This is a genomic window from Hymenobacter monticola, assembly GCF_022811645.1.
In the GTDB taxonomy this organism is placed as follows: Bacteria; Bacteroidota; Bacteroidia; order Cytophagales; family Hymenobacteraceae; genus Hymenobacter; species Hymenobacter monticola.
Window position 1 is genome coordinate 4,862,525 of record NZ_CP094534.1, and the last position, 22,782, is coordinate 4,885,306.

The 22,782-nt window shown below is 61.3% G+C and carries 21 protein-coding genes and 1 other RNA gene; 17 read left to right on the plus strand and 5 right to left on the minus strand.

Annotated elements, in window-relative coordinates; translation table 11 throughout:
* Positions 1-48: 48 nt before the first annotated feature.
* On the plus strand, positions 49-1,434 hold the full coding sequence (gene dgt / locus MTP16_RS20370; protein ID WP_243513211.1) for a dGTP triphosphohydrolase: 1,386 nt from the start codon (positions 49-51) through the stop codon (positions 1,432-1,434).
* A gap of 300 nt (positions 1,435-1,734) precedes the next feature.
* Here dgt and MTP16_RS20375 read toward each other — a convergent pair whose 3' ends face one another.
* Positions 1,735-2,421, minus strand: a complete 687-nt coding sequence (locus MTP16_RS20375; RefSeq protein ID WP_243513213.1) for a type 1 glutamine amidotransferase — start codon at positions 2,419-2,421, stop codon at positions 1,735-1,737.
* A gap of 171 nt (positions 2,422-2,592) precedes the next feature.
* On the minus strand, positions 2,593-4,128 hold the full coding sequence (guaA, locus tag MTP16_RS20380) for a glutamine-hydrolyzing GMP synthase (protein ID WP_243513214.1): 1,536 nt from the start codon (positions 4,126-4,128) through the stop codon (positions 2,593-2,595).
* Between the two features lie 217 nt (positions 4,129-4,345).
* Between guaA and ffs the strand changes: the two genes are divergently transcribed.
* The 9 genes from ffs to MTP16_RS20425 all read left to right on the plus strand — a co-directional run bounded on the left by ffs (position 4,346) and on the right by MTP16_RS20425 (position 10,319).
* Positions 4,346-4,443: signal recognition particle sRNA small type (gene ffs / locus MTP16_RS20385), an RNA gene on the plus strand.
* Positions 4,444-4,605: 162 nt separating this feature from the next.
* Complete coding sequence (gene fsa / locus MTP16_RS20390) at positions 4,606-5,262, plus strand: fructose-6-phosphate aldolase (protein WP_243513216.1); 657 nt, start codon at positions 4,606-4,608, stop codon at positions 5,260-5,262.
* Between the two features lie 83 nt (positions 5,263-5,345).
* A complete protein-coding gene (locus tag MTP16_RS20395; protein WP_196288256.1) occupies positions 5,346-5,549 on the plus strand; it encodes a fructose-6-phosphate aldolase in 204 nt (67 codons plus the stop codon).
* A gap of 4 nt (positions 5,550-5,553) precedes the next feature.
* Complete coding sequence (locus MTP16_RS20400; RefSeq protein ID WP_243513217.1) at positions 5,554-6,237, plus strand: cell division ATP-binding protein FtsE; 684 nt, start codon at positions 5,554-5,556, stop codon at positions 6,235-6,237.
* Between the two features lie 51 nt (positions 6,238-6,288).
* Entirely contained in the window at positions 6,289-7,182 is an 894-nt protein-coding gene (locus tag MTP16_RS20405; RefSeq protein ID WP_243513218.1) for a glycosyltransferase family 2 protein, read from the plus strand.
* Positions 7,183-7,224: 42 nt separating this feature from the next.
* A complete protein-coding gene (locus MTP16_RS20410; RefSeq protein ID WP_243513219.1) occupies positions 7,225-8,373 on the plus strand; it encodes a DegT/DnrJ/EryC1/StrS family aminotransferase in 1,149 nt (382 codons plus the stop codon).
* Positions 8,374-8,442: 69 nt separating this feature from the next.
* On the plus strand, positions 8,443-8,715 hold the full coding sequence (locus MTP16_RS20415) for a hypothetical protein (RefSeq protein WP_243513220.1): 273 nt from the start codon (positions 8,443-8,445) through the stop codon (positions 8,713-8,715).
* A gap of 13 nt (positions 8,716-8,728) precedes the next feature.
* Entirely contained in the window at positions 8,729-9,769 is a 1,041-nt protein-coding gene (locus MTP16_RS20420; protein WP_243513221.1) for a Gfo/Idh/MocA family protein, read from the plus strand.
* Positions 9,762-10,319 (plus strand): hypothetical protein, encoded by a 558-nt coding sequence (locus tag MTP16_RS20425; RefSeq protein WP_243513222.1) that lies wholly within the window; start codon positions 9,762-9,764, stop codon positions 10,317-10,319. Before MTP16_RS20420 ends, MTP16_RS20425 begins: the two co-directional genes overlap by 8 nt.
* A 240-nt stretch (positions 10,320-10,559) precedes the next feature.
* Here the strand turns inward: MTP16_RS20425 and MTP16_RS20430 are convergent, their stop codons facing one another.
* Positions 10,560-11,504, minus strand: coding sequence for a DUF3078 domain-containing protein (locus MTP16_RS20430; RefSeq protein ID WP_243513223.1), 945 nt, complete (start codon positions 11,502-11,504; stop codon positions 10,560-10,562).
* Positions 11,505-11,665: 161 nt separating this feature from the next.
* Here MTP16_RS20430 and MTP16_RS20435 point away from each other — a divergent pair, with 161 nt between their 5' ends.
* The 6 genes from MTP16_RS20435 (at position 11,666) to MTP16_RS20460 (ending at position 19,599) form a co-directional block, all read left to right on the plus strand.
* Entirely contained in the window at positions 11,666-12,118 is a 453-nt protein-coding gene (locus MTP16_RS20435; protein WP_243513225.1) for a BLUF domain-containing protein, read from the plus strand.
* 51 nt (positions 12,119-12,169) lie between these two features.
* Positions 12,170-15,166, plus strand: coding sequence for a PD-(D/E)XK nuclease family protein (locus MTP16_RS20440; RefSeq protein ID WP_243513227.1), 2,997 nt, complete (start codon positions 12,170-12,172; stop codon positions 15,164-15,166).
* A 16-nt stretch (positions 15,167-15,182) separates the two neighbouring features.
* Complete coding sequence (locus MTP16_RS20445) at positions 15,183-16,199, plus strand: hypothetical protein (RefSeq protein WP_243513228.1); 1,017 nt, start codon at positions 15,183-15,185, stop codon at positions 16,197-16,199.
* Between the two features lie 31 nt (positions 16,200-16,230).
* Positions 16,231-16,692 (plus strand): nucleoside deaminase, encoded by a 462-nt coding sequence (locus MTP16_RS20450; RefSeq protein WP_243513229.1) that lies wholly within the window; start codon positions 16,231-16,233, stop codon positions 16,690-16,692.
* 431 nt (positions 16,693-17,123) lie between these two features.
* Entirely contained in the window at positions 17,124-17,663 is a 540-nt protein-coding gene (locus MTP16_RS20455; protein ID WP_243513230.1) for a TetR/AcrR family transcriptional regulator, read from the plus strand.
* Between the two features lie 145 nt (positions 17,664-17,808).
* A complete protein-coding gene (locus tag MTP16_RS20460) occupies positions 17,809-19,599 on the plus strand; it encodes a chloride channel protein (RefSeq protein WP_243513231.1) in 1,791 nt (596 codons plus the stop codon).
* Between the two features lie 117 nt (positions 19,600-19,716).
* Here MTP16_RS20460 and MTP16_RS20465 read toward each other — a convergent pair whose 3' ends face one another.
* Positions 19,717-20,907: a cation:proton antiporter gene (locus MTP16_RS20465; protein ID WP_243513232.1), complete on the minus strand. Its 1,191-nt coding sequence runs from the start codon at positions 20,905-20,907 to the stop codon at positions 19,717-19,719.
* Between the two features lie 112 nt (positions 20,908-21,019).
* Between MTP16_RS20465 and MTP16_RS20470 the strand changes: the two genes are divergently transcribed.
* A complete protein-coding gene (locus MTP16_RS20470; RefSeq protein ID WP_243513233.1) occupies positions 21,020-22,246 on the plus strand; it encodes a BaiN/RdsA family NAD(P)/FAD-dependent oxidoreductase in 1,227 nt (408 codons plus the stop codon).
* Between the two features lie 107 nt (positions 22,247-22,353).
* On the opposite strand, the gene MTP16_RS20475 is transcribed toward MTP16_RS20470, so the two are convergent.
* Positions 22,354-22,626 carry a hypothetical protein gene (locus MTP16_RS20475; protein WP_243513234.1) on the minus strand — a complete coding sequence of 91 codons (273 nt, stop codon included), beginning with the start codon at positions 22,624-22,626 and terminating at the stop codon, positions 22,354-22,356.
* Between the last annotated feature and the right edge of the window lie 156 nt (positions 22,627-22,782).

The window sequence follows — 22,782 nt, forward strand, 5'->3', positions numbered from 1 at the left end:
CTGCCCATTTCACTATCCCTGCGTGTTGTCCGCCACTACTTTTGCCTCATGCCCGCCGAAACCCTGATGCAGTGGCCGCGCCTGCTCTCGCCGCGCCGCTTCCCCGACCAGCAACTCAGCACGCCCAATGTGCTGCCCGAGCGCGGCGACTTCGTGCGCGACTACGACCGGGTGGTGTTCAGTTCGGCCTTCCGGCGCCTGCAGCGCAAAACCCAGGTGATGCCCCTGCCCGAAACCGACTTCGTGCACACCCGCCTCACCCACTCGCTCGAAACCGCCGTGGTGGGCCGCTCCCTGGGCCGCCTCGCCGCCCGCCACCTCATGGAAGCCGACGCGGAGCTGGCCCGGCAACTGCCCAACCTCGACCAAGACTGCGGCGATATCGTGTCGGCCGCCTGCCTGGCCCACGACATCGGCAACCCGCCCTTCGGCCACTCCGGCGAAGACGCCATCAGCAGCTACTTCCTCAGCGCCGCCGCGGCCCCGTACCTGGCGCAATTGACAGCCGCCGAAGTGGCCGATTTGCAGCATTTTGAAGGCAATGCGGCGGGCTTCCGCATCCTCACGCACACCTACGCGGCGCACAGCAGCGGCACCGCCGGCCTGGGCCTCACCTACGCCACGCTGGGCGCCTTCACCAAGTACCCGCGCCCCAGCCTGGTGCCCGACGCCGCCAAAGTAGGTGGCGCTTCCGAGAAGAAATACGGCCATTTTCAAACCGAAGCTGCGCGCTTCCAGCACGTGGCCGCCGAGTTGGGCCTGCTGCCCAAAGACGCCGCAGCCGGCTTCTACCACCGCCACCCACTGGCCTTTCTGGTCGAAGCCGCCGACGACCTTTGTTACCGCATCATCGACTTCGAGGACGGCCTCAAGCTGGGCCTCATCGCGCCCGAAACCGGCTTGCCCCTGCTCAAAAAGATGCTCAACGACCCGGCCGGCCGCAAGGGCAGCGTGCAGTGGCACGACTGGCGCGAGGAGCTGGGCTACATCCGCGCCCGCCTCATCGGCAAGCTGGTGGCCGAGCTGGCGGAGCTGTTTGCCCGGCACGCCCCCGCCATTCTGCGCGGCCAGTACGACCAGTCCCTCATCAAAGAGCTCAGCTGCTGGGCCGATTTGCAGGAGGTGCAGCGCATCAGCATTAACCAACTCTACCGCAGCCGCCCGGTACTCGAAATTGAAGCCGCCGGCTTCGACGTACTCGGCGGCCTGCTCGACGCCTTCCTCTGCGCCATTTTCGACGCCGGTCAGGGCCACCGTAGCCGCAAGCTGCTCCTGTTGCTCCCCGAGCAATTCCGCGCTGAAAGCCACCAAGCTGATGTGTCAGCTTACGAAAAGATTTTGCTGCTCACCGATTTCGTAGCCGGCATGACCGACCAGAACGCGCTGAGCTTGTACAAGACCATTAAGGGGATTGAATTGCCGAAGGGGTTTTAATGCGCGGTCAAAAGATTAGGGATGCATGAATACCATTATCCAAATTGGTATCATCAGCAGAATCATTATCCCGCCCACTACCGACGCCCATCCTAGTCCAAGCGCAAACCGCACCTATTTATTTTTCGCGTTAAATGCGAGCCTTCGATACCCAAGCCAGACGACTAGGCCGAACGTGCCTAGAATTAATAATGCAATAAATGGATACAGATTATCTATACTCATATCATCACGTTGCTTTAAACCCGAGGCAACAGATTTTCACCTTTTATCCAATTAAGTAGCTTTTAGAAGTTTCTTCTAGCCTTCCTCATGCAATTTAACCAGATTTTCCAGCAGCGCCTCCAGCAGCTTGCGGCCCTTCCAGACTGATTTCAGCTTCCCGCGAATCTGCTCTGCCGTCTGCACAAATTCCTGCTCCTCGGCCTGCTCATGCCCCTCAAGCTCCATCAGTTTCTCGACCATGGGTACCGTCATTTCGGGGTGAAACTGTAGCCCAATCACCCCATCGCCCCACACAAAACCCTGCGTAGCCGTGCCCGCCGACATGCCCACGCGCATGGCGCCCGGCGGCACCGTAAACGTATCCAGGTGCCAGTGCAGCACGGTAGCTTTCTCGGGCCACCCGCGCAGCAGCGGATGCTCCAGCGACTTGGCCGAAAACCGCACCGTCCAGAAGCCGATTTCCGGCGCGTGATTGGGCCACACTTCGCCGCCCAGCGCCTCGGCCACCAGCTGCGCCCCCAGGCAAATGGCCAGCGTGATTTTGCCCACCCGCAAAGCCTCGCGGATGAAGGCTTTCTCGTCGCGCAGCCACGGCAGATAGTCCTCGTCGTGCACGCTCATAGCGCCGCCCAGAATCAGCAAGCCGTCGAAATCACCCAGCACCGGAAACACCGCGTTGGGTTCAAAAAGCTTCGTGAATGTGAGCGTATGGCCGTGCGCCGCCAGCCAGTCGGCCGCGTGGCCGGGGCCTTCGTCGGGCATGTGTTGGAGGCAATGGAAATGCATAGTCCTTAAGAAAGAATACAAAAATAGAACGTCATGCTGAGCGCAGCCGAAGCATCTCTAACGCACGAGTAATTTGATTTACTTCCGCGGTAGAGATGCTTCGGCTGCGCTCAGCATGACGTTCTATGTTCCTAGATTACCTGTCGGCTATTCCCACTCAATAGTAGCCGGCGGCTTGCTCGAAATATCGTAGACCACGCGGTTGATGCCGCGCACTTGGTTGATAATCTTGTTGCTCACCTCGGCCAGGAAATCGTAGGGCAGGTGGGCCCAGTCGGCGGTCATGCCGTCCACGCTGGTCACGGCGCGCAGGGCCACTACCCGCTCGTAGGTGCGCTCGTCGCCCATCACACCCACGCTTTGCACGGGCAGCAGCATGGCGCCGGCCTGCCACACGTGCTCATACAGGCCGTGCTGCTTCAGCAGGTTGATGAACACGCCGTCGGCGCGCTGCAGCAGGTCCACCTTCTCGGGGGTGATGTCGCCGAGGATGCGGATGCCCAGGCCGGGGCCGGGGAAGGGGTGGCGGTTGAGGATTTCAGCCGGCAGCTCCAGTGCCGCGCCCACTTCGCGCACCTCATCCTTGAAGAGCATGCGCAGCGGCTCCACAATTTTCAGGTTCATCTTCTCGGGCAGGCCGCCCACGTTGTGGTGGCTCTTGATGGTCACGGCCGGGCCCTTCACCGACACCGACTCAATCACATCCGGATAGATAGTGCCCTGGGCCAGCCAGCGGGCGCCCTGCACCTTCTGCGCCTCGCGGTCGAACACCTCGATGAACGTGCGGCCAATGGCCTTGCGCTTGCCCTCGGGGTCGCTGATGCCGGCCAGGGCGGCGTAGAATTCGGGCGCGGCGTTCACGCCGGTCACGTTCAGGCCCAGGCCTTCGTAGGCTTTGAGCACCGTGGCAAACTCGTCCTGCCGCAGCAGGCCGTTATCCACGAAGATGCCGTGCAGGCGCGGGCCGATGGCGCGGTGCAGCAGCAGGGCCGCCACGCTGCTATCCACGCCGCCCGAGAGGCCCAGAATTACCTGGTCGTCGGGGCCGATGGTGTGCTGTAGCGCTTCGACGGCCGAATCCACGAAGTGGTCGGGCGTCCAGCTTTGGGCGCACTGGCAGATGTTTACCACGAAGTTGTGCAGCAGCACCTTGCCTTCGGTGGAGTGCGTCACCTCGGGGTGGAACTGGATGCCGTAGGTTTCCTGGCCTTCGATTTTGAAGGCGGCCACGTCCACTTCCGGCGTGCTGGCAATGATGTCGTAGCCCGCCGGCAATACCTTAATGGTGTCGCCGTGCGACATCCACACTTGCGAGTCGGTGTGCATGTCGGTGAGCAGCGCCGAGCCCCCGTCCAGCGACGTCAACCGGGCGCGGCCGTACTCGCGGATGGTGGCGGGCAGCACCTCGCCCCCGCCCTGCTGGGCCAGCAGTTGCGCGCCGTAGCACACGCCCAGCACCGGCACGTGGCCGAGCAGGTGGCTCAGGTCGGGGTTGGGCGCGCCTTCCTCGCGCACCGAGCAGGGCGAGCCGGAAAGAATAACGCCCCGAATATCGTCGCTGAGGACGAGGTTCGGGGCGTGGGTGTAGGGGTGAATTTCGCAGAACACGTGCAATTCGCGGATGCGCCGGGCTATCAATTGCGTGTACTGCGAGCCGAAATCGAGGATGATAAGTCGTTCCATGGTGCAAAGCTAACCACGGATTCGAGCGGATTTTACGGATTTCACGGATTTTGTGGACGCCACCGTTCGGCTCCCAGGTTTTTTCTGGCATTGCCCATCAGTGCCATTTTCAAAAGAATCAACCGCTTACCAGCCCTGCGGCCGCCCTATCCGGCGCACCCGCTACAAAATCCGTCCACTCCGTGCTGAATCCGACGAATACGTGCTTACCTTTGCAGCGGCAAGTCAGAACGACCAGCTCCTGCTGAACTCCCCCAGGACCGGAAGGTAGCAAGGGTAGGTGGTTGTAGCGGTGCGATTTTGGCTTGCTTTTTTTTGCCCTTTCGCGTCGGCCCCGATGCTGCTCTGTTCCGCAATTTGGCGGGCGTATGAGTAGCTTTGGGGCCGATTCTTTTTTGTCGGTAGTCAGTATCAGGTAGTCGGTTTTCAGACCGCAATACCTAACCACTGGCTACTTAATACTGACTACTCATTCCCATGAAATTCTTTCTCGACACCGCCAACCTCGATGAAATCCGCGAAGCCGTAGAGCTGGGCGTCCTCGACGGCGTGACCACCAATCCTTCGCTCATGGCCAAAGAAGGCATCAAAGGCCTCGATGCCGTGATGGCCCACTACCGCCAAATCTGCGAGCTGGTGGACGGCGATGTGTCGGCCGAAGTCATTGCTACTGACTTCGATGGCATCGTGCGCGAGGGCGAGGCCCTGGCCGACCTGCACCCCAACATCGTGGTGAAAGTGCCCATGATTAAGGAAGGCATCAAGGCCATTAAGTACTTCGCCGACAAAGGCATCAAAACCAACTGCACGCTGGTGTTCACCGCTGGCCAGGCCCTGCTGGCCGCCAAGGCCGGCGCCACTTACGTGTCGCCCTTCGTGGGCCGCCTGGATGACATCGGCCACGACGGCCTGCAGCTCATCGAGCAGATTGTGCAGATTTTCAGCAACTACGGCTACCCCACCGAAGTGCTGGCCGCCTCGGTGCGCCACGTGCCCCACCTCATTCAGTGCGCCGAAATTGGCGCCGACGTGGTGACCTGCCCGCTCAACGTCATCACCGGCCTGCTCAACCACCCGCTCACGGACAAGGGCCTGGCCACCTTCCTGGCCGACCATAAAAAAGTAAATTCTTAGGGTTGAATGTTGAGGGTTGAATGCCCTCAATGCTCTTGATGGATAACTCAACCCTCAACATTCAACACTCAAAATTTCCCGCCGTGTACATCATCAAAGTAAAAGGCAAGGCCAAAATTCCGGATTACATCCAACTGCGGGACGAGGCTTTCGTGCTGATTGCCTACTTCCGGGCCGACCGGCCGCTGAAGGACCTGCACCGCTACGGCCTGGAAGGCAAGGAAACCGAGCTGGCGGCGGTTATTTCGGGGCTGGAATTTGGCAAACTGCAGCCGCTGAGCTTGTAAGAAGATGACCGAAAATGTGATTGAGCTGCACGACGCCACCATTATGCAGGAGGAGCAGGCCGTGCTACAGGGCGTGACGTTCGCGCTGGAAAAGGGCGCCTTCTGCTACCTGGTGGGCCGTACCGGCTCGGGCAAGTCGTCGCTGCTAAAAACACTGTATGCCGACCTGCCGCTGCAAAGCGGCATGGGCACCGTGGCCGGCTTCCCGCTGGCGAAGCTGCCGGCCAGCAAGGTGCCGTATCTGCGCCGCCGGCTGGGCATTGTGTTCCAAGACTTTCAGCTGCTTTCGGACCGCACGGTGGCCGAAAACCTCCTGTTTGTGCTCAACGCCACTGGCTGGAAAGGCAAGGCCAAAAAGCAACAGCGCGTGAGTGATGTACTTACGCAAGTAGGCCTCAACGGGGCCGCCAACCGCATGCCGCACCGCCTCTCGGGCGGCGAGCAGCAGCGCGTGGTCATTGCCCGCGCCATGCTCAACGAGCCCGTGCTGCTGCTGGCCGACGAGCCCACCGGCAACCTCGACCCCGAGGTATCGGACAGCATTATGCGCCTGTTTGCAGAAATAAACAACGCCGGCACAGCCATTTTGATGGCTACGCACAACTTTCAGCTGCTGGAGAAATACCCCCACCGCGTGCTCACCTGCAAGGACGGTGAACTGCTGGATTCGGCCCGGCAGCCGCAATAGCCAACCCGTCCGGCAACTCGTTGGCATTTGCTCACTTCATTCTCACTTGCAATGACCGTTGGCCTCTCCGTGCTGATTCCGGTTTACAATTGGGAAGTGGAGGCCCTGGTGCGGGCGCTACTGGCGCAACAATCCGACTGGCCCGGCCCGGTCGAAGTCCTGCTTTTCGACGACGGCTCCCGGCCTGAAATCCTGACTGCCAACCGACCACTGGGCGCGCTGCCTTGCGTGCACTACCGCGAACTGCCGCGCAACGTGGGCCGAGCCGCCATCCGCAACCAGCTGGCCGCCGCTGCGCAACACGAGTGGCTGCTGCTGCTCGACAACGACAGCCTGCCGCCCGATGCGCAGTTTCTGGCCCGCTACGCGGCGGCTGTGGACCGGGCCGAGGTAATCATTGGCGGCACCCGCTACCGCGCCGCGCCGCCGGCCGACCCGGCGTTGCACTTGCGCTGGCTGTATGGCCAAGCCCGGGAGGCGCGGCCCGCCGCCGTGCGCCAAGCCGCGCCTTACGGCCAGCTTACCATCAACAACGCGCTGATTCGAACCGACGTTTTTCGTCGGTTTGCGCTGGATGAGGGCCTGAGCGGCTACGGACACGAAGACACCAAATTCGGCCTGGCGCTGGCAGCAGCGGGCACACCGCTGCTGCACATCGACAACCCCGTGCTGCACGAGGGCTTGGAGCCGGCCGTCGTTTTCCTGCAAAAGAGCGAACAAGCCGTGCGCAATCTGGCCCAGTTGTACCGCACCGAAAGTCTGGGCACCGAGTCGCGCCTGCTGCAAATGGCCCTGCGCCTGAAGCGACTGGGGCTGGCCGGAGCCGCCCGTGCGACACTAAGCGTGACGGCTCCGGCACTACGCCGGCAGCTGCTCTCGGCGCAGCCCCAATTGCGGGCTTTCGACCTGCTGAAACTGTTCTGGCTGCTGCGGGAGTTGGCCTGAGTTTGCCCAGTATCTTTGGCAGCTCCAGTTCCTGATGCTGCTGTGATACTTCCCGCCCCGCCCTCCCCCATCCTATTGCTCGATTTGGCCGCTGAACACGCGGCCCTGCAGCCGACCCTCAACGATGCCATGCAGGAGGTGCTGGATTCGGCGGCTTTCATCCAGGGTCCGGCCGTGGGGCAGTTTGCCGCGGAGCTAGGTGCGCACCTGGGCGGCGTGCACGTGGTGCCCTGCGCCAATGGCACCGACGCCCTCACCCTGGCCCTGATGAGCCTGGAGCTGCCTGCTGGCGCCGAAGTCATCACGCCTGCCTTCACCTACGTGGCCACGCTGGAAGCGGCGGCACTGATGGGACTGCGCCCGGTGCTGGTGGACGTGCTGCCCGACACGTTCAACATCGACCCGGCGGCTGTGGAAGCCGCCATCACGCCGCGCACCGGCGCCATTGTGGCGGTGCATCTGTTCGGCCAGTGCGCCGATTTGGAAGCCCTGCGGGCCATTTCTCAGCGGCACGGCGTGGCTCTGATTGAAGACAACGCGCAGGCCTTGGGCGCCACCTTCCAAATGCCGAATGGCGAGACGGCTTTTGCCGGCGCGGTAGGCGAAGTAGGCACCACGTCCTTTTTCCCCTCCAAAAACCTCGGCTGCCTCGGCGACGGCGGCGCCCTGCTCACCCGTGAAGCTGCCCGCGCCGCGCTGCTTCAGCAGCTCGCCAACCATGGCCAGAGCCAGAAATACCACCACCAGCGCATCGGCCTCAACTCCCGCCTCGACACCTTGCAAGCTGCGCTGCTACGCGTGAAGCTGCGGCAGTTGCCGCACAACACGGCCGCCCGCCAGGCCGTAGCCGCCCGCTACGACGACGCGTTGGACGGCGTGGCGGGCGTTGTAATTCCGGCCCGAGACCCGCGCAGCACGCACGTCTTCCACCAATACACCATTCAGGTGACGGACTCCGGTCGGCGCGACGACTTGCAGCATTTCCTCAAAAGCTGCGGCGTGCCGACCATGATTTACTACCCGCTGCCGGTGCACGCCCAGCCGGCGTATGCCTACCTGGGCTACCGCGCGGGGCAGTTTCCGGTGGCGGAACAGTTGTGCCAATCGGTACTGTCGCTGCCGATTCATCCGCTGCTGGCGGTGGCGCAGCAGGAGTATGTTGTCCATATATTGACGCAAGCGTTGGCATAAGTATCCACTCAAGTGAGAGTCTATCACAAGGCCACATTTTGTTTTTGTGTCATTCTGGGCCTGTGCTCGGTGGCAGGATTCATTACATTACTTATTATTGGCCACGATGTATCCGATTCTCATTCACAGGGCTATTTGCATGATGCTGCTTTAGGAAACTTTGTTCTCTGGCTTTTAGTACCGCCTTACTTGCTCACGGCTGGCTGCTTTTTAAAGGAGTTGCTGCTGTTAAAAGAGCAGCTTCTGAAGTCGGACAAATCGATAAACAAAGCCGTTATTGTATTTGGTGTCGGTATGATACCGCCACTTGGTTTCCTAGGTATGCTTTCAAATTTATTCTAGCCCTTTACAACGCTTGACGAATTCATTACCCGTCCGCTTCGCCATTTGCGGCGTGGGCCACATTGGCCGCCGCCACGCCGCGCTGGTGGCCCGCCACGACGGCGCCGAGCTAGCCGCCCTGATTGACACCCGCGCCGACCTGCAGCCCGGCCTCGCCGCCGAGTTTCCCGGTGTGCCCTTCTTCACTTCGCTCGAAGAGTACCTGCAAACCGGCCCTGCCGCCGACGTACTCACCGTGGCTACGCCCAACGGCCTGCACGCTCCGCAGGCGGTGGCGGGCCTGCGCCACGGCCTGCACGTCGTCATCGAAAAGCCCATTGCCCTGCACAAGGCCGACGCCGAAACCATCGTGCACACGGCCCTGCAAACCGGCCGGCTCGTGTTTGGCGTGATGCAGAACCGCTACTCGCCCCCGGCCGCCTGGCTCAAGCAGGTGGTGGATGAAGGCCGGCTGGGCCAGGTGTTTCTGGTGCAGCTAAACTGCTTCTGGAACCGCGACGCGCGCTACTACAAGTCGGGTGGCTGGAAAGGCACCCAAACCCTCGACGGCGGCACGCTCTTCACCCAGTTCAGCCACTTCGTCGATTTGCTGTACTGGGTGTTTGGCGACATCACCAACATTGGGGCCCGCTTCCGCGACTTCACCCACGAAGGACTGACCGAGTTCGAAGACAGCGGCCTCGTCACCTTCGACCTCGTGCGCGGCGGAAGCGGCACGCTCAGCTACAGCACCGCCGTGTGGGACCGCAACCTCGAAAGCTCCCTCACCGTGGTGGCCGAGCGCGGCAGCCTGCGCATCGCCGGCCAGTACATGGACAAGGTAGAATACTGCCACCTCGAGGGCTACGAAATGCCCGAGCTGCCCGCCACCAACCCCGCCAATAACTACGGCGCCTTTCAGGGCTCGGCCGCCAATCACGTGCAAGTCATCGAAAACGTGGTGGACACCGTGCAGCGCCGCAGCTTCGCCACAACGAATGCGCTGGAAGGGCTGAAAGTGGTGGAAATCATTGAGCGGATTTACGCGCTGCGTCCCATAATAAAACATGGCTAACTACACCCTTCTATCGCTGTGCCTTCTGAGTTGCTTAAACCTTGCTTCAGGCAGCTTCAAACATCTGTCCAAGCCACTGTCAGTCCGCGCTGTAACCGTTCTGAATCGGTCGACAAACAGCAAAAAATATACGATTAGTACTGCGACTAAAACTGCATTTAGTCAGGCGCAACAGGCCAACCACAAAAGGCTGACAATTCTTGACAAAACAGGTTTCACGCAACGTGGCAACCGCATTACGCTGAAAACGGGCAACAGCAAAACTGTTCAATTGCTAAGCAAACCCGTTGCGCAATACGAGGAAGAAGGTGCAGAACTCAGCTACCAAGGCAAGCTGACTTACCTCCGTAAATACGTGTTACAAGTTGTGTATTACGAGTCATCTGCTTGTTTATTAATTGACCAAACTTCTGGAAGAATAGATACATTGCAAAACATCCCGACGCCAAGCCCCACGGTACGGCGGGTGGCGGCCGTACCCGTACGAGGGTGCTCCGAATGGAGTAGCCGTTTACACCGTACAAGCAGGAAGGTTGAAAAAAGAATTTAGCCTTGAAACCCTGAAATGGATGCCCTATGGCCTGGCATGGAAGGATGACAAAACTATTTTGCTAAAATGCCTCGCTACTTCGGAGGAAGACAAGATAAATAGCACTGCTGCTCAGGTAGCGTTGTTAAAGCAGAATACCAAATTCTTCTACTTGCGGGTCGACATTAAGTAATAAAAAAAGGCAGCCTATTTACCTACTTGAGCGGTGTGCTATTCGGCAAGCAAAGGCCTGCACGCTGTCTACTTCTTCGCGTCCGCGAAATTCTGCACCGCATACGCCACCCCGATGGTCAGGCCCTGCGAGTATTGCAAGCCGTGGTCCTGGTCATAATCATAGAGCGCGATGCCGGTGAGGGCCACGTTCACATATTTACCCACTTTGGCGGTGAGGCCGAGGTCGAGGCGGTGGTCGATTTCCTGCGGGTTGATATTTTTGTAGTTGGCAAACAGCAGGTAGCGGGCCTTGAGGTTGACGTTGGGGCTGATGTTTTTATCAAATTCGGCCAGGATTTGGGCGGCCAGGATTTCCCAGCGGGTGCTGTGGCCGGGGTTCACGCCGTAAGGCGTGTCGCCGAGGATGGCCACGAACCGGTCGGCGCGGTTTACCACGGTGAGGCGCGGGGCAAATGGGGCCAGGCGCAGGTGGAAGTAGGGCGCCGGGCGGTATTCGAAGCCGTAGGCGGCCGTGAGGAAGGCGGGCGCGAAGAAATCCGACGTGAGGCGGGCGCGGTCGAGGCCAGCGGCGTCCTGGTCGTACTTGTAGCCGGGCGCGAATTGGGTGAGCAGGTTCAGCGACACGAACATGTTCCATTTCTCGCTCATGGCCCAGCCGTACTTGGTGTCGAGAAACAGCCGGTCCTGGTTTTTGCGGTAGCCCAGGCCCTTGGTTTGGGAGAAGGCGAACAGGAAATCGGCTTCGTTGTCGAAGCTATGGGCTCCGGTTTTGCGGTTGGCTTTGGCGTTAGCCAAGGCGTTGAAGCCGATGGTGTTGACGCCGCCGCCGCGCCAGTTGGTGCTCAGCAGCGACTCGTTCAGTCCCAACCCGGTTTTGAGGCTCTTGCGCCAGAGCGGCTCGGGCGCGGGGGCCGTCGGCACAGGGTCGGGGATTACGGTAGGCGTGGTTTGGGCGCGGGCCATGACGGCCAGCAATTGCAGCCCCAAGGCAACCGGTAGCAGCAGTTTCATATTAGAGATAGAACATTTTAGAACGGAAAAACGCTATAAGCACAACAAATGAATGCTGGTTGTCTGGACAGCTGTTTTAAGCCGAAAGATAACAGAGCCCTTTGCCAGTCAGCCGTTACCTCTGGCTTCGTTCACACCGATTCACCGCCATTCCGGTACGCATGGGACTTTATCAGCTGTTGTATCAAAGCGAGGCGCTCATGGCTTTCGACACGCCGGAGCTGCTGGCCCTGCTACACCAGTGCCGTACCCGCAACGCCGCCCAGAATATTACCGGGTTATTGCTGTACGCCGCCGACGGGCGGTTTATGCAGCTTTTGGAAGGCGAGCAAGCAGCTGTTCTCTCCCTTTACCACCAGCGCATTGCCCGCGACCCGCGCCACTTCAAGTTCCGGGTGTTGAGCGAAGGCCCGTGCCGGGAGCGCACGTTCGACTCCTGGGCCATGAGCTTTCGCCCGGCACCGGGCCAGGATTTTCGGGAGCTGCCGGGCTACGTAGCGCCCGACGACCCTTCCCGGCTGGTGCCCCGGCCCCACACGCAGCTGGAATTCATTGCCTTGCTGCTCGACTTCCTCATCGAACACGAGCGGGTGCCCTGGCTAAACAAGCCCTGAACGCCGGGCAGCGCCTGGGTTGCCGCCTGTCTGGCGGGTATCTTTACCGAAATGACTGCCCGCCCTGCCTCCTACCCCGCTGTTGCTCCCGCCCCGCCGGCCGCCGGCACTTTTCTGGCCACCATTGCCCGGGAACTGCTCGACCGCTACGGCTCCGGCCCGCTCGATGAGCTGTCCGACATCGTGGTGGTGGTGCCCACCCGCCGGGCCGTGGTGTACCTGAAGAACGAGCTGGCGCTGGCCTTGCCCGGCGCGGCCCCGCTGTGGGCCCCGCGCGTGGCCGCCATGGAAGACTACATGGTGGAGCTGGCCGGCGTGCAGGTCGAAGAGCCCATTGCCCTGCAGCTGCTGCTGTATGACATCCTCAAAGGCATCGACACCAAGCTCGACTTTGACCAGTTTGTGGGCTGGGCCGGACTGCTGCTCAACGACTTCTCCAACCTCGACCAGAACCTGGCCCCCACCCACGAAGTCTTCGACTACCTCACCGAAGCCAAGGCCTTGGAGCGCTGGGACATCAGCGAGCTGCCGCCCAAAAGCCAGGCCGCCGCGCACTCCTTCGGCTTCTGGAACCAGCTGGAGCGCGTATACCACGAGCTGAAGCGCCGCATGCTGGGCAACCACCTCGCCTACCCCGGCCTGGCCTACCGCCGCGCCGTGGAAAAGCTGGAAAAGGCCCTGAAAGACCCCGCCGCGCCCGAGCCCGCCCGCCACGTGTTCGTGGGCCTGGGTAATTTGTCGGCCTCGGAAGAAAAGCTCATCCGCCTGCTGCTCAACGCCGGCCGGGCCGAAGTGCGCTTCGACGCCGACCCATTTTACCTCGAAAAGAACTCGCCCAACCGCGCCGGCCAGCACCTGCGCCGCTACTTTGAGCGCTGGAAGCTGCCGCTCGATAACTTCGGCGGGGGCGTGGAGTACCTGCGCGGTACGCCCCACCACGTGCGCTATCTGGGCGTGGCTAACCCCAGCATGCAAGGCAAACTGGCCGGCCAGCTCCTGGCCGAAGCCCGCCGCAACCACCCCGACGCCACCGTGGCCGTGGTGCTGCCCGACGAAACCCTGCTGCTGCCCGTGCTGCACGGCCTGCCGCCCGACGAGGTGCCCGACTACAACGTGACCATGGGTCTGAGCTTCCAGGCCACGCCGCTGTTCAACCTGGTCGACTTGCTGTTCGAGGTGCACCTGACGGGCATTCGGGAAGGCAGCCAGGAAACCGGCTACGGCGTGCCCCGCTACCACCACCTGGCCGTGAGCAAGCTGCTCTCGCACCCCTTCCTGCGCCGCTACCAGCAGTGGCAGGACCGCCAGGCTGACGAGCCCCAGTACCACGGCATCTTGGACCAGATTTGCCGCGAAATTGTGCGCGTGAATGCCGTGCTGCTGCCCGCCTCGGAGTTGCTGAAGATGGGCGCCCACCACCCGCTTATCGAGGCCCTGTTCAAAACCTGGAACAACTGCGACGACATCATTGCCGCCTGCAACACGCTGATTGATTTACTAAAACAAGTATATGCCGACCAGCAGGGTGGCATCGAAGCCGAGTACCTCTACCTGTTCTACACCCTCGTCAAGCAGCTCGATTCGGCCTTCGACTGCCGCGAGCAGCGCCTGTCGGTGCGCTCGTTTCGCCGCTTCCTCTACGAGCAGATGGGCCGCACCCGCCTGCCTTTTTCGGGCGAGCCGCTGGCCGACGTGCAGGTGATGGGCCTGCTTGAAACCCGAGCCCTCGATTTCGACCACCTCATCATCCTCAGTTGCAACGAAGGCGTGCTGCCCGCGCCCAAAAAGCAGCAGTCGCTTTTCCCCTACGACGTCCTCACCGAGTTTAAGCTCCCCACCTACGCCGACGCCGAGGCCATCACCGCCTACAACTTCTGGCGCCTGCTCCAGCGCGCCCAGCGCGTCGACCTCGTGCACGTGCTGCCCGGCGCCGAGGGCATCAAAAGCGGCGAGCGCAGCCGGTTTTTATTGCAACTGGAAAACGACCTGTTGCTCCAAAACCCGCAGCTCACGCTCGAAGACCTGACCGTGACGGTGGAAGGCCCGGAAACGGAAACGGGCGTGGACCAGTACGAGGGCGACCTCATTCTGGAAAAGGACCCCGAAATGCTGGCCGCCCTGCGCGGCGTGCTCGAACGCAACATCTCGCCCTCCCGCCTCAACGACTTCCTGGCCTGCTCGCTGCGGTTTTACTTCTCGAAAGTGGCCCGCTTCCACGAAACCGACGCCGTGGAGGAAACGCTGGAAGCCAGCAGCTTCGGCACCATGGTGCACGAGGCGCTGGAAAAGTTGATGGAGCCCTTCGCCCAGGACGCCCGCCCCATCACGGCCGACGACATTCCCGAGCTCATCCGCCAGGCCCCAGCCGAGGTGCAAAAGGCCCTGCGCCAGGAAGAAACCGAAAAGCACGCCCGTGCCGATGAAGGCCTCAACCACGTGTACGGCCAAGTGGCCAGCCGCCTCGTGGTGCGTCTGCTCGAAAGCCTCACCGAGCAGCCCGGCCTGCTGCCCATCCGCTTATTTGGCTTGGAAAAAGAGCTGGCCGCCACCGTTTTCGTGGACGTGCCCGGCCAAACCGAGCAATTGGCCGTGCGCCTGTTCGGCTTCGCCGACCGCGTGGACGAGCTGCCCGACGGCCGCCTGCGCGTGGTCGACTACAAATCGGGCAAAGTGGAGCGCCGCGACCTGCAGCTGCGCGGCTCCGGCAACAAGCTCAGCCCCGCCGAAGCCGTGGACCGCCTCCTGCACGAAGCCAGCAGCAGCGCCGACAAAGTGCGCCAGCTCTGGCTCTACCGCCTCATGCTGGCCCACACCGCCCACCGCGAAACGGCCGATACCTCCATCCTCTCCCTGCGCAACATCAACGAAGGCCTGCTTTCCGCCGACCTCAGCTTCCTCACCGAAGGCGGTGAAGACTTCGTAGCCGTTTCCGAAGGCCTGGTGCGTAAGATTGTGCTCCGCATCCTCGACCCCGCCGAGCCCATCCGCAAAACCGACGACTTCACCAAGTGCGAATACTGCCCGTACAAAGGCATTTGCGCCCGCTAGTGCCCGCTTACCCCGCATGAAGTACCTCCTGAGCTGTCTGTTATGCCTGCCCGCGTTGCTCACGCTGGCGCAGAAACCGTCGTTCACGGTGCGCCCCATTTCGTTGCCCAAGGAGCTGGAATTCTACGACAACCAGTTCTCCGGGCTTGCCATCAGCCGAGGCCGGCTGTTTTTGCTCTCGGAGAGCCGGCTGCAAGACAAGGCCGAAGCGAAGCTCTATACGGTGCAACTCAGCGACCTGGACCGCAAGCTCCGGGACACCACCTTCGTCTTGCCTTACCAGAAAATCAAGCTCCTGGGCTTGTCCGCGTTGCAGGCCCGCATGAAGGCTGCCGGCCAGGAATACGAAGGGCTTGAAGCGCTGATGATTGCCAGAGATGTCGTCTACTTATCCATAGAAACCACCACGCCCTCAGCCAATTGCTATCTGCTCAAGGGCCGCCTGCAAGCCCGCACCGTGGCCCTGGACACCACCTTTCTGTTGGCGCTGCCCAAGCCGCCCGCCCCCGACGGCTCGCACATCTACAACGCGGGGTTTGAGGCCGCCGTCACAGCGAAAAAGGAATTGGTGGCTTTCTTCGAATACAACTCCTTTCCCGGCCAGAATTACGCCTACGGCTTTCGCAAGCCGCACCTTGCGGCTAATTCGACCATGGACAAACTGCCTTTCAACCCTTTGCCCTTCCGCATCACCGACGTTACGCCGGTGGGCGGCAGCCACTTCACGGCCATCAATTATTTCTTCAAGGGCGGGGGTGGCGACTCCATCTACCGCGTTCCCGCCACCGACGTGGCCAATACCAAGCTCATTACCGGGCCGGGCGGCTTCAAAAGCTACTGCCGGCTGGTCGATATCACGCTGAAGAATAATCGATTCACCTGGCAGCCTTTGTGGGAATTTCCCGAACAGTACATGGCCTATAACTGGGAAGGCCTCGCGGCTTACAAGCACGGCTACTTCGTCATCAACGACAAGTACATCCCCAGCCGTCCCTATCGCACCACGCTGCTCTACCTGCAAAGCAGCCATTAAGCATCACCAACTCCCACTCCCAAAAGCAATTATGCAAACCCCCGACTCCTCCGCCCGCAAAGACGAATTCATGCAAGCCGCCATCGACGAAGCCCGCCTGGGCCGCTCGCAGGGCGGTATCCCCATCGGCTCGGTGCTCGTGCGCGACGGCAAAATCATCGGCCAGGGCCACAACAAGCGCGTGCAGGAAGACTCCGCCATCAAGCACGGCGAGATGGACTGCCTCACCAACGCCGGCCGTCAGCGCAGCTACCGCGACACCGTCATCTACACCACGCTGATGCCCTGCTACATGTGCGCCGGCACCATCGTGCAGTTCAAAATTCCGAAGGTGATGGTGGGCGAAAGCCGCACCTTTGGCGAGTCGCGCGCCTTTTTGGAAAGCCACGGCGTAGAAGTGGTGGACCTCGACCTACAGGAATGCGTGGACATGATGAACGAATTCATTGAAGCCGAGCCCACGCTTTGGAACGAAGACATCATGGAGCTGTAATTTATTCGACTGAGGCAAAGTTTGGTGAGTATGCACTTACCGATAGTGAGCTAACACTTATACGGATTTAGTACATCCTCACCTACCTTTGTTTCGCAATCAGTCAAAAAGGTTGACCGATTCGCCAATTCCCACGTCCTCTTTCGCTAGGTGTATCCCACCCCACCTAGGAAAACATCGGTTGAATACGTTCGGGTCTCCGTCCTAGGAGCTACGTTATGCGGAATTCAACACGCTACAGCCGGTTAAGTCGACTTCGCTCGATTTAACCGGCTGTATTGTTTTGCGGTGTTCAGGCGGGGAGCCGTTGAGTGCATCATCTGGCCGCTGACGTGGTAAATGCTTGCCGTTGGCCTTATCTTGCCGCCATTCCTGGCCATAAGGCGGTTTAGCAGAGGAGATTTAGCAGTTTTAGATTATTCGGTTGGGCGATGACCAGTCATACCAAGATAGAGCAGGCAGCCCTGCAGCTTTTCGGCGAGCGTGGCTACGACAGCACCTCCACCCTGCTCATTGCCAAGAGCGCCGGCGTATCGGAGGCACTGCTGTTTAAATATTTCCAAAGCAAGGAAAAGCTGTTTGAATACCTCATCAAGCAGGGCTTCCGGCGCATCGTGGAAGCCAACCGCGGCATCCTGACCGAGCAAAACCCGCGCGTGCTGATTGAAAACGTCATCGACCTGCCCTACAAGCTGGTGCACGACGAGCCCGACTTCTGGAAAATGCAGGACAAGGAATTTAACCGGCCGCTGGTGCAGAAATATTTCCAACGCTTCATGAGCCCGATTGATAGCCTGCTGCAGCAAGCCTTCAAGGACGTGGGCGCCGACGACGCGGAAATGACCACGCAGCTGCTGCTGCTCATCATCCAAAGCCTGTGGCGCAACCTGCTCTACGAGCACGACCCCCACCTCCAGAAACTGGGGGACCACCTGAAACGCACCTATCTGCAGCGCACGCCGGCCAAATAGCGGTTACCACCCGGGCGGCATCGGTTTCAGTAAATGCTGGTTATGAATAGCGCATATGGCCCCACGGCAGCGCTTTTCCTATAGCAGGCATCTGCTGGCCTTTTTTTTGCGTTGGTATTATTGCGCCAAACTCTCGCTGCCGTTTATGTCCCACCACCACGCCGTTCACCGACTGTTGCGTCCGCTGCTGGTTTGGCGGGCCCGCCACATCAGCGAACGCATGTACATGCTCCTTTTGAGTGTGTTGGTGGGCGGCGCAGCCGGTCTGGCGGCGGTGCTGCTGAAAAACTCGGTGCATTGGGGGCAGGAAATGCTGCGCGAGGGCATTTCGGAACCCAGCCGGGTGTTTGCGCTGTCCGTCTACCCGGTGGTGGGCATCACGCTCACGGTGCTCTTTACCAAGTTTTTTCTGGGCGGGCAGCTGGGCCGGGGCATCGGGCCCATCATCTACAACACGGCGCGCGAGGGCAGCGTGGTGCCGCGCTCCAAGCTGTACTCGCAGCTGGTGACGGCTTTTCTCACGGTCACGTTCGGCGGCTCGGCCGGTACCGAGGCGCCCATTTCCGTCACGGGCGCGGCCCTGGGCTCCAATGCGGGCCGGGTGCTGCACCTCGACCGGCGGCGGCGGCGCCTGCTCACGGGCTGCGGGGCGGCGGCAGGCGTGGCGGCCATCTTCAACTCGCCCATTGCGGGCGTGCTGTTTGCGGTTGAAACCATTCTGCTGGAACTGCCGGCGCAGTATTTCATTCCGCTGCTCATTTCCTCGGCCACGGCCACGGTGGTGTCGAAAGCGCTGTACGCGGGCCAGCCGTTTGTGCTCATCACCACCAGCTGGCCGGTCGACGCGGTGCCGTTTTATGTGCTGCTGGGCTTGTTTACCGCGTTTTTCTCGGTGTACATGATTCGGACCTACCATTGGTTCGACCATTTTTTTGAGCGCTGGCCAGGGCTCGACTGGCGCAAAGTTCTGGTGGGCGGCGCCGCCCTGGGCGGGCTTATCTTCCTGTTCCCCACGCTATATGGCGAGGGCTACAACACGGTGGAGCTGCTGCTGCGCGGCCACTCGGAGCACCTCACCGACAGCAGTATTTTCTCGGTGTATCAGGACAACAATCCCTGGCTGCTGCTGGTACTCGTTCTGTTCAGCATGATGCTGAAGGTGGTGGCCACCAGCATCACGGTGGGCAGCGGCGGCAACGGCGGCATGTTCGGCTCGTCGCTGTTTTCGGGGGCATTGGCGGGGTTCTTCTTCGCCCGGCTCATCAACCTGAGCGGGCTGGTGCATATTCCGGAGGTGCATTTCATTGTGCTGGGCATGGCGGGCACGCTGGCCGGCGTCATCCATGCGCCCCTCACGGCCATCTTCCTCATTGCCGAAATCACGGGCGGGTATGCGCTATTTGTGCCGCTGATGGTGGTAACCAGCTCTTCTTACCTCATCACCAAGTACTTCGAGCCTTACTCGGTGTACACGCGCAAGCTCACCCTGAAAGGAGTGGACGTGTACGCCAACCGCGACCGGGGCCTGCTGGCCCAGCTCGACCCGCGCAAGCTCCTGGCCACCGACTTTATTCCGGTGCGGCCCAGTACCACACTGGGCGAGCTGGTGGATATTTTCCGGCACTCTTCGCGCGACCTTTTCCCCGTGGTGGCGGCCGGTGGCCGGCTGCTGGGCGTGGTCAGCCTGAACTCGGTGCGCGACGCTCTGTTCGACGACGCGCACTACAGCACCACCCGCGTGCGCGAGCTGATGAAGGATGCCCCCGTGGTGGTGGGCCCCGCCGATGACCTGGAGCACACCCTCAGCCTTTTGGACCGCTACGGCTACTGGGCTTTGCCAGTGTGCGAAGAGGACGGGCGCTACCTGGGTTTCATTCTGAAAACCGACATTCTGGCCCGCTACCGGCGGCAGCTCATCCAGGAAAGCGAGGCGTGATGCTTGATTAATCGTCTGTCATCCCGAGCGCAGCGAAGGACCTTACCACGCCCGAACGATTTGTTCAGACATGATAAGGTCCTTCGCTGTGCTCGGGATGACAGACGTTTTTTCAAGTCAGTACTCCCCCAGCTCCGGCGCTTTGCGGGCCAGTTGCAAGCCCACCATCATGAGCAGGCCGGTGAGCAGAATGACGACGAAGAGCATGTTTTCGCTCACTTCGCCAATGAGCAGGCGGGACGGGATGCTGTAAAATAACAGCACGGAAATGAGGCCTTTGGGCGCGATGAACAGCTCGGGAATGAGGTCGGTTTTGGCCACGTAGCGCAGGTACACGTAGCGCACCAGCGTGAGTACGCCCACAATGAGGGCACCCTGCAGCAGCAGGCTTACGCTAACTAAGTTACTCAGCGTGATGGAGTAGCCAAAGAGCAGGAAGAAAAACGTGCGTATTAGGAAAGCCGATTCGGCGGTGATGCTTTTAAGCTGGTGCAACTCGCCGGCCAGCTGCTCGGGGTGCAGGAAACGGCGCAGCAGCGGGTGCTTGAGGAGTTGGTCGGCGTTGTTGACGGCCAGGCCGAAGGCCAGCACCAGCACCAGCGACGAAAGGTGCAGCTTCTTGGCAATGCTGTAGATGAGCACCAGAAAGGCAAACAGCAAAAAGAACTTTACGTGCGAGCGCAGCCGTCCCAGCAGCCAGGCGAGCAGCGCGGTGCTGAGCACGGCCACCACAGCCACGGCCAGCACGTCGCGCCCGAAGGTGACAATGGACCAGCCCTGCGCGAAATCATCCTGCAAGATGAAGTTGAACAGCATAATGCCCACGATGTCGGAAAACGTGCTTTCGTAGATAATGAATTCCTGCTTGGCGCCGCCGAGGCCGGCCACGCTGGGGATGGCCACGGCGCTGCTCACCACGGCCAGCGGCACGGCGTTGAGCAGGCAGCTTTGCCAGCGGGCGCCCACGTAAAAGTGCAGCAGCGCCGCAATGGCCGCTACCTGCACCCCCATGATGAGCACCGCCGCCAGAAACGAGCGCCGGATGAGCGGGGCCTTGTCGCGGGTGAGGCGCAGGTCGAGGGAGCCTTCCAGCACGATGAGGATGAGGCCCACGATGCCGAATAGTTGCAGCATCACCGGCGGCACGGCCACGGCCACGCCCCAGTAGGTAGCAGCCTGGCTCAGGGCGATGCCGGAAAGGAGCAATAGCAGCACCGACGGCACCTTGGTAGCCCGTGCGGCCAAATCGAACACGTACGACAGCAGAACCGCTAAGCTCAGGCCGATAAGAATGGTATAAGGTCCCATAGATGCTGGGCTAACGGCCGAGCTAGGGCCGGGGTTAAGCCCGCGCGCGCCGAAGCTGTAACTTTGGATGCCATTCAAAGGCCCCCGATGGTCATTTTCCCTTCCTCTCTGTATGCATAAGCCTTTGGGCGAAGTGGCCATTATCGGGGGCGGGCCGGCCGGGCTCATGGCCGCCCAGCGCCTGGCCGAGGGCGGCGTAGCCGTGCGCGTATTCGAAGCCCAGGGCACCGTGGGGCGCAAGTTTCTGGTGGCCGGGCACGGCGGCTTCAACCTGAGCAACGCCGAGGACTTGACCAGTTTCGCCAGCCGCTACGGCGCGGAAGAAACCCGCTTCCAGTCGTTGCTCAGCCATTTCTCTCCCGCCGACCTGCGCGCCTGGGCGGCAGACTTAGGCATTGAAACCTTTGTGGGCACCAGCGGCCGCATCTTCCCGGTGGCCGCCCACAAGCCGGCCGATTTGCTGCGCGCCTGGCTGGGAAGATTGCGCGGGTTGGGCGTGGAAATCCATACCCGGCACCGCTGGCTGGGCTTCGCCGGCGCCAGCGGGCTGCGCCTGCGCGAGGAGGCATCCGGCCGGGAGTTCACCATCGAGCCCGCCGCCACGGTGCTGGCGCTGGGCGGCGCCAGCTGGGCCAAAACCGGCTCCGACGGCGCCTGGGTGCCGCTGCTGCAGGAGATAGGCGTGCCCGTCGTCCCTTTTGCGCCGGCCAATTGCGGTGCGGAAGTGGCGTGGTCAGACTTTTTCAAAGCGAAGGTGGGCCGGGCTCCGCTCAAAAACATCAGCCTGCGGGTGCATGATGGCCCCGCGGTACGCGGCGAAATCATGCTCACCGACTACGGCGTGGAGGGTACGCCGGTGTACGCCCTCACGCCGCAGGTGCGCCAAGCGCTGCAAAGCAACGGCCCGGCCACCCTGTTGCTGAATCTAAAACCCGACCTGGCCCCAGCCGCGCTATTGGCCAAGCTGCAGCAGCGGCGCGGCGCGGCTTCCTTGCCCGATTTTCTGCGCAAAACCCTGAGTCTGGCCCCGCCAGTCCCTACCCTGCTGCGCGAATTGGCGCCTACGGCTTCGGCGGGCAACCCGGAAGAGCTGGCGGCCCTGCTCACGGCGGTGCCACTGCCCATTAGCGGCTTGCGCCCTTTAGACGAGGCCATTTCCACCGCTGGCGGCATCGGGTTTGAGGCTCTGAACGAGCACCTGATGCTGCGGCAGCGCCCCGGCACCTTTGTAGCCGGCGAGATGCTGGACTGGGAGGCGCCCACCGGCGGCTACTTGCTGCAGGGCTGCTTCAGCACCGGTGCCTGGGCCGCGCAGGGGGTGCTGCGGCATTTGCAGTAAGCCAATTAGTTACAAACAGGACCAAACTATCCCGCATCGGCTGGCTCCCCCTCAACTTTTGGGTAAGGGGCCGGGGGGTGAGGCCCCACGCCTGAACAAAGCACTTTCTACTGCTCTTTTTTCACCTTGCCCCGCGCTTTTTCCTGTTCCTCGGCCTCCCGCAATATCTGGCGGGCTTCGCCGAGCAGGCGGCGGCCGGGGTTTAGCTCGTCGCGGGCAATGAGGGCGAAAAGCATGAAAAACGACGCAATGGGCACCAGCCAGCCCAGGGCAAACCACAGCCAGAACGAGCGGCCGCGGCTGTGGGCGCAGTAGCCGGTGAGAATGGGAATGAAGGAGATGGCCACCGCCATCACGAAGAGCATGTCGACGAAGAGCATAGGCGGATGGGGTTGGCGGTGAGGGGCCGACGAAAGGCGTCGGCGGTAGCCCGAATATACGGTTTTCCGGGCCGGCAGAGAAGCGCTAAAACCGAAAATTTGTTTTAAAACGCCACTTTCCGGCGCTTATTTCCGTAGTTCGGCCTGAAGTCGGGG